The 15,170-nt window shown below is 54.7% G+C and carries 12 protein-coding genes and 5 tRNA genes; all 17 read right to left on the bottom strand.

Annotation, left to right across the window (positions count from 1 at the left end):
- Positions 1–17: 17 nt before the first annotated feature.
- The 17 genes from rpsG to WCX49_RS02000 all read right to left on the bottom strand — a co-directional run bounded on the left by rpsG (position 18) and on the right by WCX49_RS02000 (position 15,134).
- Positions 18–485, bottom strand: coding sequence for a 30S ribosomal protein S7 (gene rpsG / locus WCX49_RS02080; protein ID WP_345985922.1), 468 nt, complete (start codon positions 483–485; stop codon positions 18–20).
- A gap of 115 nt (positions 486–600) precedes the next feature.
- Positions 601–975 (bottom strand): 30S ribosomal protein S12, encoded by a 375-nt coding sequence (gene rpsL / locus WCX49_RS02075; protein ID WP_345970580.1) that lies wholly within the window; start codon positions 973–975, stop codon positions 601–603.
- 148 nt (positions 976–1,123) lie between these two features.
- Positions 1,124–5,632, bottom strand: coding sequence for a DNA-directed RNA polymerase subunit beta' (gene rpoC, locus WCX49_RS02070; RefSeq protein ID WP_345985921.1), 4,509 nt, complete (start codon positions 5,630–5,632; stop codon positions 1,124–1,126).
- Complete coding sequence (gene rpoB / locus WCX49_RS02065) at positions 5,610–9,779, bottom strand: DNA-directed RNA polymerase subunit beta (RefSeq protein WP_345985920.1); 4,170 nt, start codon at positions 9,777–9,779, stop codon at positions 5,610–5,612. The genes rpoC and rpoB overlap by 23 nt, the downstream gene beginning before the upstream one ends.
- Positions 9,780–9,951: 172 nt before the next feature.
- Positions 9,952–10,323 (bottom strand): 50S ribosomal protein L7/L12, encoded by a 372-nt coding sequence (rplL, locus tag WCX49_RS02060; protein ID WP_345985919.1) that lies wholly within the window; start codon positions 10,321–10,323, stop codon positions 9,952–9,954.
- 32 nt (positions 10,324–10,355) lie between these two features.
- The gene (gene rplJ / locus WCX49_RS02055) at positions 10,356–10,838 is read right to left on the bottom strand and encodes a 50S ribosomal protein L10 (RefSeq protein ID WP_345985918.1); all 483 of its coding nucleotides are present in this window, start codon (positions 10,836–10,838) and stop codon (positions 10,356–10,358) included.
- 175 nt (positions 10,839–11,013) lie between these two features.
- The gene (gene rplA, locus WCX49_RS02050) at positions 11,014–11,709 is read right to left on the bottom strand and encodes a 50S ribosomal protein L1 (RefSeq protein ID WP_345985917.1); all 696 of its coding nucleotides are present in this window, start codon (positions 11,707–11,709) and stop codon (positions 11,014–11,016) included.
- A gap of 73 nt (positions 11,710–11,782) precedes the next feature.
- Positions 11,783–12,208, bottom strand: coding sequence for a 50S ribosomal protein L11 (gene rplK, locus WCX49_RS02045; RefSeq protein WP_345985916.1), 426 nt, complete (start codon positions 12,206–12,208; stop codon positions 11,783–11,785).
- 24 nt (positions 12,209–12,232) lie between these two features.
- Entirely contained in the window at positions 12,233–12,763 is a 531-nt protein-coding gene (gene nusG / locus WCX49_RS02040) for a transcription termination/antitermination protein NusG (RefSeq protein WP_345985915.1), read from the bottom strand.
- A gap of 10 nt (positions 12,764–12,773) precedes the next feature.
- Positions 12,774–12,959: a preprotein translocase subunit SecE gene (gene secE, locus WCX49_RS02035; RefSeq protein WP_231020109.1), complete on the bottom strand. Its 186-nt coding sequence runs from the start codon at positions 12,957–12,959 to the stop codon at positions 12,774–12,776.
- Between the two features lie 105 nt (positions 12,960–13,064).
- A tRNA-Trp gene (locus WCX49_RS02030) sits at positions 13,065–13,140 on the bottom strand.
- Between the two features lie 26 nt (positions 13,141–13,166).
- Positions 13,167–13,319, bottom strand: a complete 153-nt coding sequence (gene rpmG, locus WCX49_RS02025) for a 50S ribosomal protein L33 (RefSeq protein WP_231020107.1) — start codon at positions 13,317–13,319, stop codon at positions 13,167–13,169.
- A gap of 34 nt (positions 13,320–13,353) precedes the next feature.
- Positions 13,354–14,556 carry an elongation factor Tu gene (gene tuf, locus WCX49_RS02020; protein WP_345985914.1) on the bottom strand — a complete coding sequence of 401 codons (1,203 nt, stop codon included), beginning with the start codon at positions 14,554–14,556 and terminating at the stop codon, positions 13,354–13,356.
- A gap of 120 nt (positions 14,557–14,676) precedes the next feature.
- A tRNA-Thr gene (locus WCX49_RS02015) sits at positions 14,677–14,751 on the bottom strand.
- 86 nt (positions 14,752–14,837) lie between these two features.
- Positions 14,838–14,914 (bottom strand) — tRNA-Gly (locus tag WCX49_RS02010).
- 2 nt (positions 14,915–14,916) lie between these two features.
- Positions 14,917–15,002: transfer RNA gene (locus WCX49_RS02005), tRNA-Tyr, on the bottom strand.
- Between the two features lie 56 nt (positions 15,003–15,058).
- Positions 15,059–15,134: transfer RNA gene (locus WCX49_RS02000), tRNA-Thr, on the bottom strand.
- Between the last annotated feature and the right edge of the window lie 36 nt (positions 15,135–15,170).

Here is a 15,170-nt window from a genome sequence, read left to right as displayed (position 1 = left end):
GAAGGGTTGCATGACGATTACCAGCGGTAGTGTGCGAACGCTTTGTTCGCTTCTGCCATTTTGTAGGTATCTTCTTTCTTTTTGAACGCAGAACCTTTGTCAGTCGCTGCATCCATCAGTTCGTTCGCCAGGCGCTCTGCCATCGTACGCTCATTGCGTTTACGGGCAGCATCGACAAGCCAGCGGATCGCCAGGGAGAGTTGGCGGACAGGGCGTACTTCTACTGGAACCTGATAGGTTGCCCCACCGACGCGGCGGCTTTTGACTTCCAGAACCGGCTTGATGTTGTCGATCGCTTCGTTGAATACTTCGATACCCGGTTTTTCACCGCGGGCACTGATAATATCCAGGGCGCTGTACATGATCTTCTCGGCAGTGCTTTTCTTACCGTCGAGCATGATTTTGTTAATGAACTTTGTCAGAACTTTGCTGCCGTGAACCGGATCGGGCATGATCTCACGGACGGGCGCTCTTCTTCTACGCATTGTATTTCCTTATTGGCTTCAATTTTTTTCAAAATTTACTCAAAGCTTTCGCTTTGTATTCACATCTTCTCAGGGCAATCCCCCGATACTCAATGCTTGACTGAACTGGACGTTCTTATTTCTTCGGGCGTTTCGTACCGTATTTAGAACGTGCAACCGTACGGTTAGCAACACCGGCAGTATCGAGCGCACCGCGAACGATGTGATACTTAACACCCGGAAGGTCTTTGACACGACCGCCGCGTACGAGAACGATAGAGTGCTCTTGCAGGTTGTGACCTTCACCACCGATATAAGAGATCACCTCGAAACCTGATGTCAGGCGGACCTTGGCGACTTTACGAAGTGCCGAGTTCGGTTTTTTAGGTGTCGTCGTGTAAACACGCGTACAGACGCCGCGGCGCTGCGGGCAGTTTACGAGTGCGGGAGACTTAGATTTTTTGATCACAGCCTTGCGCTCTTTACGAATCAACTGGTTGATTGTAGGCATTTGAATCCTTTCATAATGTAAATGTTCCAGTAGATACTTCTCACGAGAGAGTATTGAACGCGAAATAATACTAAAGTTAAGTTGAATTTTAGCTTATCTTAAGAGAAAAGGGAGTGGTGCGCGGGGGAGCCCCCCGCAGGGAGTGACGTTACGATTCGAAGTCGATCGTGTACTCTTTGTACATACCGGTACCGGCCGGGATCGTACGACCGATAATGACGTTCTCTTTCATATCGGTCAGGTCGTCGATCTTCGCAGAGACGGCCGCTTCGGTGAGGACCTTCGTGGTATCCTGGAAGGACGCCGCGGAGATAATGGAGTCCGCACTGACGGAAGCACGGGTGATACCGACCAGGAACGGTTCGGCAATCGCCGGCTCGCCGCCGAGGCGCAGGATCTTCTCGTTCTCTTCCTTGAAGCGGTTCTTCGAGACGAGGTCGCCCTGGATGAACTTCGTATCGCCGGACTTGACGATCTTGACCTGGCGGATCATCTGGGTAAAGATGACCTCGATGTGTTTATCCGCAATGTTAACCCCCTGGCGGCGGTAAACCTGCTGGACTTCGCTGACCAGGTAGTTGTACAGTGCCTTGACCCCGAGGATACGCAGGATCTCGTGGCTTGAGACCATACCGTCGGAGAGACGCTCGCCGGCGTGAACGAATTCGCCCGGGTGGACCAGGGCGTTCTGGTTCTTGTCGACAAAGTACTCTTTGATGATACCGTTTTCGCCGGTAATGACGATACGCTCTTTCCCGCGCAGCGGCTTGCCGAAGCTGACGACACCGTCAACCTCTGCGATGAGGGCGACGTCTTTCGGCTTACGGGCTTCAAAGAGCTCGGAAACGCGCGGGAGACCCCCGGTAATGTCGCGTGACTTCTGGAGCGCTTTCGGTGTTTTCGCCAGGATGTCGGCGACGTTGACCGTCGCGTTGTTCTGGGCGAAGACCGCCGTTTTCGGCTCGAGCGAATAACGGATAAGCTCGCCGGCTTCCGTCGCGAGCACGATCGCCGGTTTGTACTCCGGAGAGATGTACTCGTTGATCATCAGACGCGTTTTGCCCGTCAGTTCGTCGAACTGCTCGGACGCCGTGACGCCCGGGATGACATCTTCGAACTTGACCGTACCGGCCGCTTCGGAGATGATCGGATTTGAGTACGGGTCCCACTCGGCGATGACGAGCGATTCGGCCGTTGCGGCGTGTGCAATGACCGTTGCCGCTTCCGCCTCGGCATCATCGTCGATATCGACGATGGAGCCGCGGGCGATGTAGTGGCGGTTCGCTTCACGGTCATCGGCGTCGACGACGACGGCGAACAGGCCTTTCTCGGTGACTTCGTAGCCCTTGCTAATCGCATCGTAGCGCTCAAGGTAATCCCCTTTGAGGAGGAAGAACTTGACCGTACCTTTCGCACCCGCTTCGACACGCTGTGTGACCGGTGCACCGTCGTCGACGAGCAGCTCGGAAGCGTACGGGATACGGTTCGGAACGTTCCAACCGTCACGGATCGTCTCGACGATCGACTCGTGGGCGACGACTTTCGCGCCGCTCTCGTACGGCAGGTAGAACTTCCCTTCGATCTTACCGCTGACGCCGGCCAGTTCGTTCGGGCGGGCGACCTCGGTCTTGCGCAGGGTATAGCGCTGTGTCTGTTCACCGTTGCTGACGCTGACAAGGATCTCGTCGTGGATCGTCTGAACGTCGATGGTACCGTCGAACGGCGCTTTGATCTTCGGTTCGACCAGGAGCACACCCGCGTTACGGCGGTTGGCGACGATATTCTTGCCTTCCTGGTTCTTATAGGTTTTCAGGTTGTAGTAACGGATGAAACCTTTCTTCGTTGCGACGACCTGGCGCTCTTCACGGGTGCTGGACGCCGTACCACCGACGTGGAAGGTACGAAGTGTCAGCTGTGTACCCGGTTCCCCGATCGACTGTGCAGCGATAATACCGACGGCCTCGCCCTTGCGGACCAGTTCGCCGGTACCGAGGTTTTTACCGTAACAGAGTGCACAGACGCCGCCTTCGGATTTACAGGTCGCCGGCGTACGGATATGCACGGACTTGATGCCCGCCTCGACGATCTTGCTCGCCTTGATCTCGTCGATCAGCTCGCCCTCGGGGTAGAGGATCTCGTTGGTGATCGGGTCGATCGCGTCTTCGGCGAGGACGCGGCCGTAGATACGGTCTTCGAGCGGTTCAATCATTTCGTTACCGATGGAGATGTCCGTGATCTCGATCCCCTCGTGGGAACCACAGTCGTCCTCGACGATCTTCACGTTCTGCGCAACGTCGACGAGTTTACGGGTCAGGTAACCCGCATTCGCCGTTTTAAGCGCGGTATCCGCCAGACCTTTACGGGCACCGTGGGTCGAAATGAAGTACTCAAGGACGTTCAGACCCTCTTTAAAGTTCGAGATAATCGGCGTTTCGATGATCGAGCCGTCCGGCTTCGCCATCAGACCGCGCATACCGGCAAGCTGACGGATCTGGGCCGCAGAACCCCGCGCCCCGGAGTCGGCCATCATGTAGATGGAGTTGAAGCCCGATTTGTCGTTCTCGATCATCTGCATCATGTCGCCCGCAAGCGTATTGTTAACGTCGGTCCAGACGTCGATGATCTTGTTGTAGCGTTCCTGCTCGGTCAGAAGACCCGCTTCGTACTGCTTCTGGATCTCTTTGACCTTCGCCTTGGACTGCGCGATCAGCTCCGGTTTCTCTTCCGGGACGATGACGTCGTCAACGGAGATGGAGACACCCGCCGCGGTCGCATGTTTGAAACCGAGGTTCTTGAGGCGGTCGAGGAAACCGGCCGTGACGGCGATACCGCCGTGCTTCTGAACGTAGTCGACCAGGGCGTTGATCGCCTTTTTCTTCATGACACGGTTCCAGAGGTCGACCGGGACGAATGAAGGCAGGATCTCCTTGATGAGGAGACGGCCGACCGTCGTCGTGATCATACGGCCGTCGACACGGGTACGGATACGTGCATGCAGGTCAAGCCCGCTCTGCTCCAGGGCGATACGGATCTCGTCGACGTTGGCGAACAGCTTGTTCGAGCCGACGACACCGTTTTTCTCCAGGGAGAGGTAGTAGATCCCGAGGACCATATCCTGCGACGGTGTCGCGATCGCTTTACCGGAGGCCGGGAGCAGAATGTTCATGGATGAGAGCATCAGAACTTTCGCTTCCGCAATCGCCTCGGCGGAGAGCGGGACGTGGACCGCCATCTGGTCACCGTCGAAGTCGGCGTTGAAGGCCGCACAGACGAGCGGGTGCAGCTGGATCGCTTTCCCTTCGATCAGGCGCGGGTGGAAGGCCTGGATCGAGAGTTTGTGCAGCGTCGGCGCACGGTTGAGCATGATCGGGTAGCCTTCGACGATCTCGGAGAGACACTCCCAAACCTCGTTGGTTTTGTCCTCGATCATCTTCTTGGCAGCCTTGACGGTTGTCGCGTACCCTTTGTCTTCGAGCTTCGCGATCAGGTGCGGCTTGAAGAGTTCGAGGGCCATCTTTTTCGGCAGACCGCACTGGTCCATCTTGAGGTCCGGACCGACGACGATGACTGAACGGCCGGAGAAGTCGACACGCTTACCGAGAAGGTTCTGACGGAAACGTCCCTGCTTACCCTTGATGACCTCGGAGAGTGATTTCAGCGGACGCTTGTTCGCACCCTTGACGGCGTTGGCACGGCGGCCGTTGTCGAAGAGGGCGTCAACAGACTCCTGAAGCATACGCTTCTCGTTGCGCACGATGATCTCCGGCGCTTCGAGCTCGATCAGACGTTTCAGACGCTGGTTACGGTTGATAACACGGCGGTACAGGTCGTTGACGTCGGAGACGGCGAACTTGCCGCCGTCCAGGCTGACCAGCGGACGCAGGTCCGGCGGCAGGACGGGCAGCACGGAGAGCATCATCCACGCCGGGTTGTTCCCGGAGTTCAGGAAGGATTCGATGACCTTCAGGCGCTTGACGATCGTTTTGCGTTTCGCTTCGGAACGGGTCCCCTCCATCTCCTCTTTGAGGACGGAGAAGAGCTCGACGAGGTCGATGTCGTCGAGCAGGTCACGGATGACCTCGCCGCCCATCTGGGCGACGAAGCCGCTCTCGCTGTAGCGCTGGTTGAGGGTACGGTACTGCTCTTCGTTGAGAACATCGTACTTGATGACCGGTGCGCTCTGCTCCGCATCGTAGTACGCTTCACCGCCGCTTTTGACGATGTACGCCTCGTAGTAGAGTACGCGCTCGAGGTCTTTCATTTTGACACCCAGGAGCGTACCGATACGGCTCGGCAGGGAGCTGACGTACCAGATGTGCGCTACCGGCGTGACCAGGTCGATGTGACCCATACGGGTACGGCGGACCTTGGAAGTGGTGACTTCAACGCCACACTTCTCACACACGACGCCTTTGTAACGCATCTTCTTGTACTTGCCGCACAGACACTCGTAATCGCGGACCGGTCCGAAGATCTTCGCACAGAACAGACCGTCGCGTTCCGGTTTCAGGGTACGGTAGTTGATCGTCTCCGGCTTTTTGACTTCGCCGTGGCTCCAGGAGAGGATCTTCTCCGGGCTCGCCAGGCGGAACTGCAGCTGTTTAATGTCCTTCGGGCGATTCTCTTCCGTTACTTCAATCGGCACTAATTTGCTCATCGTCTTCCACCTCGTCAAAAATCTCTACATCAAGCGCAAGGGATTGCAGCTCTTTTGTCAGTACGAACAGCGTTTCAGGAATACCGGATTCCGGCACGCTTTCACCTTTTGTCAATGCTTTGTACGCCGCGACACGACCGTCAACGTCATCCGACTTGATCGTCAGCATCTCTTTGAGGACCGCGGAAGCACCGTAGGCCTCGAGAGCCCATACTTCCATCTCCCCGAAGCGCTGGCCACCGAAGAGGGCCTTACCGCCGACCGGCTGCTGGGTAACGAGAGAGTACGGCCCCGTTGAACGGGCGTGGACCTTCTCGTCGACCAGGTGGTGCAGTTTGATGACGTACATGTAACCGACGTTGACACGCTCTTTGAGCTGTTCACCGGTCTTACCGTCGAACAGGACGGTTTTACCGTCTTTGTCCATCTTCGCCATCGCGAAGAGGTTCTCGAACTCTTCGGCGTTGACGCCCTCGAAGATCGGTGTCGCGAAACGGACACCGTTGCTCCAGTCGCGGGCATACTTGAGGATCTCGTCGTCGCTCATCTTGGCGACGGCGTCTTCGAGTTTCATCAGGCGTGCAGCACCCGCGATCTCACCGAGCTGCTTGCGAAGCGAAGCGATAAGATCCGCCTGCTCCTGCTCGAACTGCTCCTGGATCTGGTAGCCGAGCTCGCGGCCGACCATGCCCAGGTGCATCTCAAGGATCTGCCCGATGTTCATACGCGACGGAACCCCCAGCGGGTTCAGACAGACGTCGACGGAACGGCCGTTGGCCATGTACGGCATATCGACTTCCGGGACGATCGTGGAGACGATACCCTTGTTCCCGTGACGACCCGCCATCTTGTCCCCGACTTTGAGCTTGCGCTTCGTCGCGACGTAGACCTTGACGTATTTGACGACGCCGTTGGGGAGAATGTCGTCTTTTTCAAGGATCGTCAGCTTCTCTTCGTGCTCGTCGCGGAACTTCTTCTTCTCTTTCTGGAAGTGGTTCTTCGTCTTGTTGTACTTCGCCTGGACATCTTCGCTGTACGCTTTGACGATGTTGTTCATCGCGAAGCGGTTGACGTTCTCAAGGTCTTCGGCCTTGATCAGGTCGCCGGCGCTGTAAGCCGTACCGTTCGCCGTGACGTCGCTCTCCAGCGGCGACTTCGTCAGCAGGGAGACGACACGCATCATCTCCTCTTTATCGATCATGAGGAGGCGGTCGTAGTGCTCGCGCTCGAGCTCGTCGCGCTCCGCCTTTTCCATCTCGAGGGTACGCGGGTCTTTGTCATAGCCTTTTTTCGTGAAGACTTTGACGTCGACGACGACCCCTTCCATGCTCGGCGGACAGTAGAGCGACTTGTTGACAACGTGGCCCGCTTTTTCACCGAAGATGGCACGCAGGAGGCGCTCTTCCGGTGTCGGCTTCACTTCGCCTTTCGGCGAAACTTTACCGACGAGGATCATGCCGCCGCTGACATAGGTACCGATTTTGACGATACCGCTTTCATCCAGGTGCGCGAGGTCTTCGTCCCGGACGTTCGGGATGTCACGGGTGATCTCTTCGACACCGTGCTTCAGTTCGCGCGCTTCCGCCTCTTTCTCGTAGATGTGAACGGAGGTGTACGCATCTTCGCGGATCAGTTTCTCGGAGATGACAATCGCATCCTCGAAGTTGTAACCGTTCCACGGCATGAAGGCGACGAGCGCATTCTGGCCGAGGGCGAGCTCGCCCTGATCCATGTTCGGACCGTCGGCGATGACCTGTCCCGCTTCGACGTGCTCACCGACCTTGACGATCGGCTTCTGGCCGAAGGTCGTATTCTGGTTGGTACGCAGGTTCTTCTGCAGCGGGTAATAGTCGATCACCGCACCTTCGTCATCCTTGCTGATGACGTAGATGTGGCGGGCGTCGATCTTTTCGACGATCCCGGCACGTTTCGCTTTAACGCTCTCCCATGCATCGCGGGCGACCAGCTTCTCGACACCCGTACCGACCATCGGTGCGGAGGGCTTGAGGAGCGGTACGGCCTGGCGCTGCATGTTCGATCCCATGAGGGCGCGGTTCGCGTCATCGTGTTCCAGGAACGGAATGAGCGATGCGGCGACGCCGACGACCATGTGAGACGAGAGGTCCATGTACTCTGCATCTTTCGGTGAACCGAGAATGATCTCGCCGTCTTTGCGCAGCTCGATCAGGTCTTCGGCAAACTGGCCGTTTGCATCAACTTTGTTCGACGCCGCGGCGATGGTCATCCCCTCTTCCTGCGTTGCCGTCAGGTAGACGACATTCTCGTCACCGTACTGGACGATGCCGTCTTTGACAACGTTGTACGGCGCTTCGATAAAGCCGTGTTCGTTGACCTTCGCGTAGGTAGCGAGAGTGTTGATAAGACCGATGTTCTGACCCTCCGGGGTCTCGATCGGACAGATACGGCCGTAGTGCGTCGGGTGAACGTCACGGACTTCGAAGCCGGCGCGCTCTTTGACGAGACCGCCCTCACCGAGTGCGGAGAGGCGGCGTTTGTGCGTCACTTCCGACAGCGGGTTCGTCTGGTCCATAAACTGGCTCAACTGGCCGCCGGAGAAGAACTCCATGATCGTCGAAGTGATCATCTTGGAGTTGATCAGGTCGTGCGGCATCAGTTCGGCCATCGGTCCGCTCATCGTGGAGAGCTTGTCCTTGATCGCCTTCTGCATCTTGATGAGACCGTTGTGCAGTTCGTTGCCGAGCAGCTCACCGATGGAGCGGATACGGCGGTTACCGAGGTGGTCACGGTCGTCAATGTGGCCCTTGCCGTTCTTGACCTTGATGACGTACTTGACCGTATTGATGATATCCTCGTTGGTGAGTACGGTGACGTACTCCGGGATCTCCTGGCCGAGCTTGTGGTTCATCTTCATACGGCCGACGCGGGTCAGGTCGTAGCGTTCCGGGTCAAAGAAGAGCTGGTTGACGAAGGCTTTCGCCGCCTCCTTGGTGACCGGTTCGCCCGGGCGCATAACCTTGTAGATACGGATCGCCGCGAGATCGTTCTCGTCTTCAAGCTCTTCCGTCTGCTTGAGCAGCTTCAGAGAATCCGCATCCGCCAGGAAGGCGTTGATGATGGAGCTGTCGACGCCGGATGCCAGGTCGTTCGCGATGACGAAGGAGCCGATGCCCGCTTCCGCGATCTTCTTGAGCTTCATCTCGTCGATGGAGGTCATCGTGTCGAAGAGGACTTCGCCCGTTTCAGGGTTGATGATCGGCTCGGCGAGGTGACGTTCGCAGAGAACCTCGACCGGGTACTGGACACGTGTGATGCCGGTTTCGATCATCTTCTGCGCTTTTTTGCTGGAGAGACGTTTACCGGCTGCCACGTGAACATTGCCCTCTACGTCGCGGAGATCGAACTCCAGGCGGCCGTCGAACTGCTCCGGCTCGAACGGCATCAGGAACGCGTTGTCCACGATCTCGATCGTCTGGAGCGGGTAGAAGAGCTTCAGGATGTCCTGCTTGCTGTACCCCAGGGCACGGAACATGATTGTGACCGGCACTTTACGGCGCTTGTTGATGCGCATGTAAAGGATATCTTTCGGGTCATACTCGAAATAGAGCCATGAACCGCGGTCCGGGATGATCTGACCGGTGTAGATCAGCTTGTTGCCGGCCGTCGTCGCTTCTTCTTCTTTGAAGATAACGCCCGGCGAACGGTGAAGCTGGTTGACGACGACGCGTTCGACACCGTTGATGACGAAGGAGGTACGGTCCGTCATCAGCGGGATGTCGCGGATAAAGATCGACTGCTCTTTGATCTCGCTGACACCTTTTTTCTCTTTGGTGTTCTCGTCACGGTCCCAGAGGACCAGGCGCGTTTTCATGCGCAGGGAGACGGAGTAGGTGAGTCCACGTTCCATACACTCGCGTACGGTGTATTTCGGCGTACCGATCTCGGACCCCATGTACTCAAGCGTAATGCGGTTCTGGGCATCATGGATCGGGAAGACAGACTGGAATACGCGTTCCAGGCCACTTTCGGCGCGGTCCTTCTGATCCATCATCAGGAAGTTTTCGTAAGAGCTCAGTTGCAGTTGAAGGAGGTTAGGAACATCGATCTGTTGCGGGGTTTTAGCGAAGTCAACACGTAAGCGGTTTCCGGAGTAGAGTGTGTTTAACATATAGGCTACCTCGAATGAAGTTAAATTACTGAAAGCAGTTCAGTAAGTGCAGTGTCCAAGCAGGCGTCCCTGCCATAAACGACGTAAGGGCACTTTTGCCGTCCGTTCGAAAACGGGAGGCAAAAGCGCCCGGAAAAGGTTCGGAAGGCCTGGCCTTCCGAGGAAAGAGAACTTACTTGAGCTCGACGGAAGCGCCAGCTTCTTCGAGTTCTTTCTTTGCAGCTTCAGCAGTCTCTTTATCAACACCTTCTTTGATAACAGAGCCGGCAGTTTCAACTGCTTCTTTCGCTTCTTTGAGGCCGAGACCAGTCAGGCCGCGGACAACTTTAATAACATTGATCTTCTTCGCACCAGCGTCTTTGAGGATAACGTCAAATTCAGTTTTCTCTTCAGCAGCAGCACCGGCATCAGCAGCGACACCAGCAACAGCGACCGGCTGAGCAGATACGCCGAATTTTTCTTCGAACTCTTTAACAAGTTCGGACAGTTCGAGAACGGAAAGGTTAGAGATGTACTCGAGTACGTCTTCTTTAGTTACAGCCATTTTTATCTCCTAATGGTAGTTAGTAATAGTAATTAAGCCTCTTCTTCGCGCTTTTTTCTAAGCGCATCGAGACCGATCGTAAAGTTGGTGAGCGGTGCCATCCAAGTAGCAGCCAGCATGCCAAGCAGTTCGTTGCGACCCGGGAGTTTTGCGAAAGCTTCGATCTTCGCTTTATCCGCAGGCTCTTTATCGAGGTAACCCGCTTTAATGCTCAGTTTATCGTTTTTCTTCGCGAAATCCGCTGCAACTTTTGCCGCGCCGATAACGTCATCGGACCAGATGAAGATGTTCATATCTTTCAGTTCGACGCCGGTCATTTCAGCATTCGCCAGTGCGATGTTCGCCAGGGTGTTTTTTACAACCTGAACTTTCGCATCGCTTTTGCGAGCCAGACCGCGCAGCTCTTCAAGATCAGCTACACCCAGACCGTTATAGTCACAGATAACGACGGCTGCAACACTTCCGAACTCGCCGGTAAGATAGTTGACAACTTCCGTTTTTTCAGCTCTTGTCATTCGTTCTCCTTTCCAGACTTTAACTTCAAGCGGGGCGGGGAAAGGCCGATTAAGCAGCACAGGCTGCCCCCAACTCTCTTCAGTCCAAAGATTTCAGATCTTCGTTTTGTGAAAATCTTGCGTCTGGCATCCGTGATGTCAAACGCAAGACTTCCGTCCCCAAAAGGGGAAAGAATTATTTGATGTCTGCCAGTTCGGCCACGTCAAATTTGAGCGCCGGGCTCATCGTCAGAGAGAGCGCAGCGTTCTTGATGTAGCGGCCTTTAGCGGAAGCCGGCTTGTGCTTGTTGATCGCCGCGACGAACGCTTTGACGTTCTCCGCGATCTTGTCAGCATCGAAGCTTGCTTTACCGATACCGGCGTGGATGTTTCCTTTTTTGTCAACACGGAAAGCGACCTGGCCGCCTTTGACGTTCTTGACCGCAGTCGCGACGTCCGGTGTAACCGTACCGGTTTTCGGATTCGGCATCAGGCCTTTTGGCCCTAGGATACGACCGATCTTACCGACGACACCCATACAGTCCGGCGCTGCAACAACAACGTCAAACGGCATGTTGCCGGCCTGGATCATTTCAACGAGCTCATCCGTACCGACGATGTCGGCACCGGCTGCTTTTGCTTCGTCGATTTTGGCGCCTTTGGCGAAAACGGCGACGCGAACTGTTTTACCTGTACCGTGAGGAAGCACAACGGCACCGCGGACCATCTGGTCAGCGTGGCGCGGGTCAACACCCAGGTTCATCGCGATTTCGACCGTTTCGTCAAACTTGGCAGACTGCAGTTCTTTTACGAACGCTGCCGCTTCAACGACGCTGTACTGTTTAGTCGCGTCGATTTTTTCGTTCAGCTGCTTATAACGTTTGCTAGCCATATTATTCTCCTGAATTTATTCTGCCGCAGTTTTTTTGTATCTTTGCGGTCGAAGATAGTTCGGTTGCTTACAGTTATTCTGTAATTTCAAGGCCCATTGCACGTGCGGAACCGGCAAGGATTTTTGCTGCCTGCTCTTCGTCGTCCGTGTTGAGGTCGGCGATTTTCATCTTCACGACTTCCATCAGCTGCGCCTTGGTGATCTTCGCAACTTTGTTTTTCAGCGGGTTGTCAGAACCCTTCTTGATACCAGCTGCTTTCATCAGCAGTGCAGATGCCGGCGGCTGTTTTGTGACGAAAGAGAAACTTCTGTCGTTGTAGACCGTAATGATGGTCGGAACTTTGAAGCCCATCTTGTCTTTTGTCTTTTCATTGAATGCTTTACAGAATTCCATGATGTTGACGCCGCGCTGACCCAGCGCAGGACCGACCGGAGGTGCCGGGTTGGCAGCGCCGGCTTGAATTTGCAACTTGATATAACCCATGACTTTCTTTGCCATTGTGCTTCCTTTTCCTTTGTAAGATTAAATAATTTTTTCGACCTGGGTGTACGAAATGTCCACCGGGGTGCTGCGACCGAAGATCGATACGTTGAGCTTCAGTGTACCGTGTTCGAGGTCGTACTCGTCGACCGTACCCGTAAAGTTCGCGAACGGGCCGTCGATGATGCGGACCATCTCGCCGTTTTCGAAGTAGACCTTCGGTTTCGGCGCCGCACGGTTCTCAACGCGGTCGAGGATCGTGTTGATGTCGTTCTCGCTCAGCGGTGTCGGGTGGTTAGCCTCACCGATGAAGCCGGAGACGCGCGGCAGCGACTGAATCAGGTGCTGCGTCGGCGTGTCCAGATCGACGTTGATGAAAACGTAACCGGAATAGAGGGAACGTTCGCTGATCTTTTTCTTTCCGTCTTTGACCTCGATGACGTCTTCCGTCGGAACGACGACCTCTTTGATCTTCTCGCCGAGGTTGTGCTCGTCGATCAGGTTGAGGATCGCGTTTTTAACGCTGCGTTCGCTGCCCGCGTAGGTCTGGATAGAATACCATTGATGTGCCATATGTTCTCCCTTAGCCCAAAATCGCTGACAGTGATGAAGACATGATCAAGTCTACAAGTGCCAAAAAGATCGAAACGAAAGCAACTACCACCACGACGGCGATGAACGCCTGTTTCACCTGCGCCTTAGTCGGGAAAATGACTTTGGAGAGCTCGATGCGGGCGTTTCTGACATAACTGTTAAGTGTTGATTTCATTTCCATTCCTCTTGCGCACCTCGAAGAACCTGACGCGGAGATTTTTCGAGGTACCCATTGACATTCGCGATAACTGAAGCCCCGGGGCTGCATTGATCGGGAATGTGGCAGGCGAAGAGGGACTCGAACCCCCAACCATCGGATTTGGAATCCGGCGCTCTACCATTGGAGCTATTCGCCTATGATTCTCCCGAGCGGGAGAACAACTTACAGTTTTGCTTCTTTGTGAACCGTATGTTCGCGGCAGAACTTGCAGTATTTGCGCACAGAGAATTTCTCAGTGTGCGTCTTTTTGTTTTTGCTTGTGTGATAGTTGCGACGTGTGCACTTCTCACAAGCGAGGTGGATATTTTCACGCATTGTTATTTCCTAGTGTTGCGAATCGGAAACCCGATTACGCAAGGATTTTGGAAACGACGCCGGCGCCGACAGTACGGCCACCTTCGCGAATCGCGAAGCGTGTACCTTCTTCCATCGCGATCGGAGCGATGAGTTCTGCGACGATTGCAACGTTGTCACCCGGCATAACCATCTCTGTACCTTCCGGCAGAGTGATCGCACCTGTTACGTCAGTTGTACGGACGTAGAACTGCGGGCGGTAACCGTTGAAGAACGGAGTATGGCGTCCACCTTCCTCTTTGGAGAGGATATAGACTTCTGCTTCGAACTTCGTGTGCGGAGTGATGGATTTCGGCTTACAGAGAACCTGACCACGCTCAACCGCTTCTTTAGCGATACCGCGGAGGAGGACACCACAGTTGTCACCAGCGACACCACAGTCCATCTCTTTACGGAACATCTCAACACCAGTAACCGTAGTTGTCTGAGTGTCTTTGATACCGACGATTTCGATTGTCTCACCGACACAGACCTGACCACGCTCAACACGACCGGTAACAACTGTACCACGACCGGAGATAGAGAATACGTCCTCAACCGGCATCAGGAAGTCTTTGTCAGTTTCACGAGTCGGCTCAGGAATGTAAGCGTCAACTTCTTCCATCAGCTTCAGGATTTTTTCGCCCCATTCGCCGATTTTGCCTTCTTTAGCTTCTTCGAGTGCTCTCAGTGCTGAACCAGCAACGATCGGAGTGTCGTCACCCGGGAACTCGTACTGATCAAGCAGTTCGCGAATTTCCATTTCAACCAGCTCGAGGAGCTCTTCGTCGTCAACCATGTCTTCTTTGTTCATGAAAACAACGATGTACGGAACACCGACCTGGCGAGACAGGAGGATGTGCTCGCGAGTCTGCGGCATCGGGCCGTCAGCAGCGGAAACAACGAGGATCGCGCCGTCCATCTGTGCAGCACCAGTAATCATGTTCTTGACGTAGTCGGCGTGGCCCGGACAGTCAACGTGCGCGTAGTGGCGGTTAGCTGTCTCATATTCAACGTGTGACGTAGCGATCGTAATACCGCGCTCGCGCTCTTCCGGTGCGTTGTCGATCTGATCGTAGTCCATGAATGCAGCTTTGTCGCCATGTACGCCAAGTACCGCTGTAATTGCTGCTGTCAGTGTAGTTTTACCGTGGTCAACGTGACCGATGGTACCGATGTTAACGTGCGGTTTCGTACGTTCAAACTTTTCTTTTGCCATTGTGTCCTCCGACTTTAAGAATTAATGGAAACGGAATTATACCAGATAAAGCGTACAAAATAGCTTTTTAGGCTCCCATTATTACTCCAGCATTACAGGGAAACGTACCCAAACGTTCCGTGGAGCCCAGTAGCAGAATTGAACTGCCGACCTCTTCCTTACCAAGGAAGTGCTCTACCTCTGAGCTAACTGGGCATGTAACAGCAATAAAGTAATAATGGGAAACTAAAAACTATTTATGTAGTTGTGAAGTAGTAAACAACTTATACTACAGCTCCCAGTGGAGCGGGAAACGAGACTCGAACTCGCGACCCTCAGCTTGGAAGGCTGACGCTCTAGCCAACTGAGCTATTCCCGCAATGGTGGTGAGAGGAGGATTCGAACCTCCGAAGGTAAAAACCAGCAGATTTACAGTCTGCCCTCGTTGGCCACTTGAGTATCTCACCACGGCCTGTTAAATCTGGTCTAACACTGTTTCTAAATGAAAATTCAATTTCGAAAATGGTGCCGGCACGAGAAGTCGAATCCCGGGCCTACTGATTACAAATCAGTTGCTCTACCAGCTGAGCTATGCCGGCGTTTTGAAATTGAGCCAGAATTATAGTCGATTCTAC

Origin of the sequence: Sulfurimonas sp. HSL-1656, from assembly GCF_039645585.1 — a bacterium.
Lineage (GTDB): Bacteria > Campylobacterota > Campylobacteria > Campylobacterales > Sulfurimonadaceae > Thiomicrolovo > Thiomicrolovo subterrani.
This window is presented reverse-complemented; position numbering and strand designations above follow the sequence as displayed.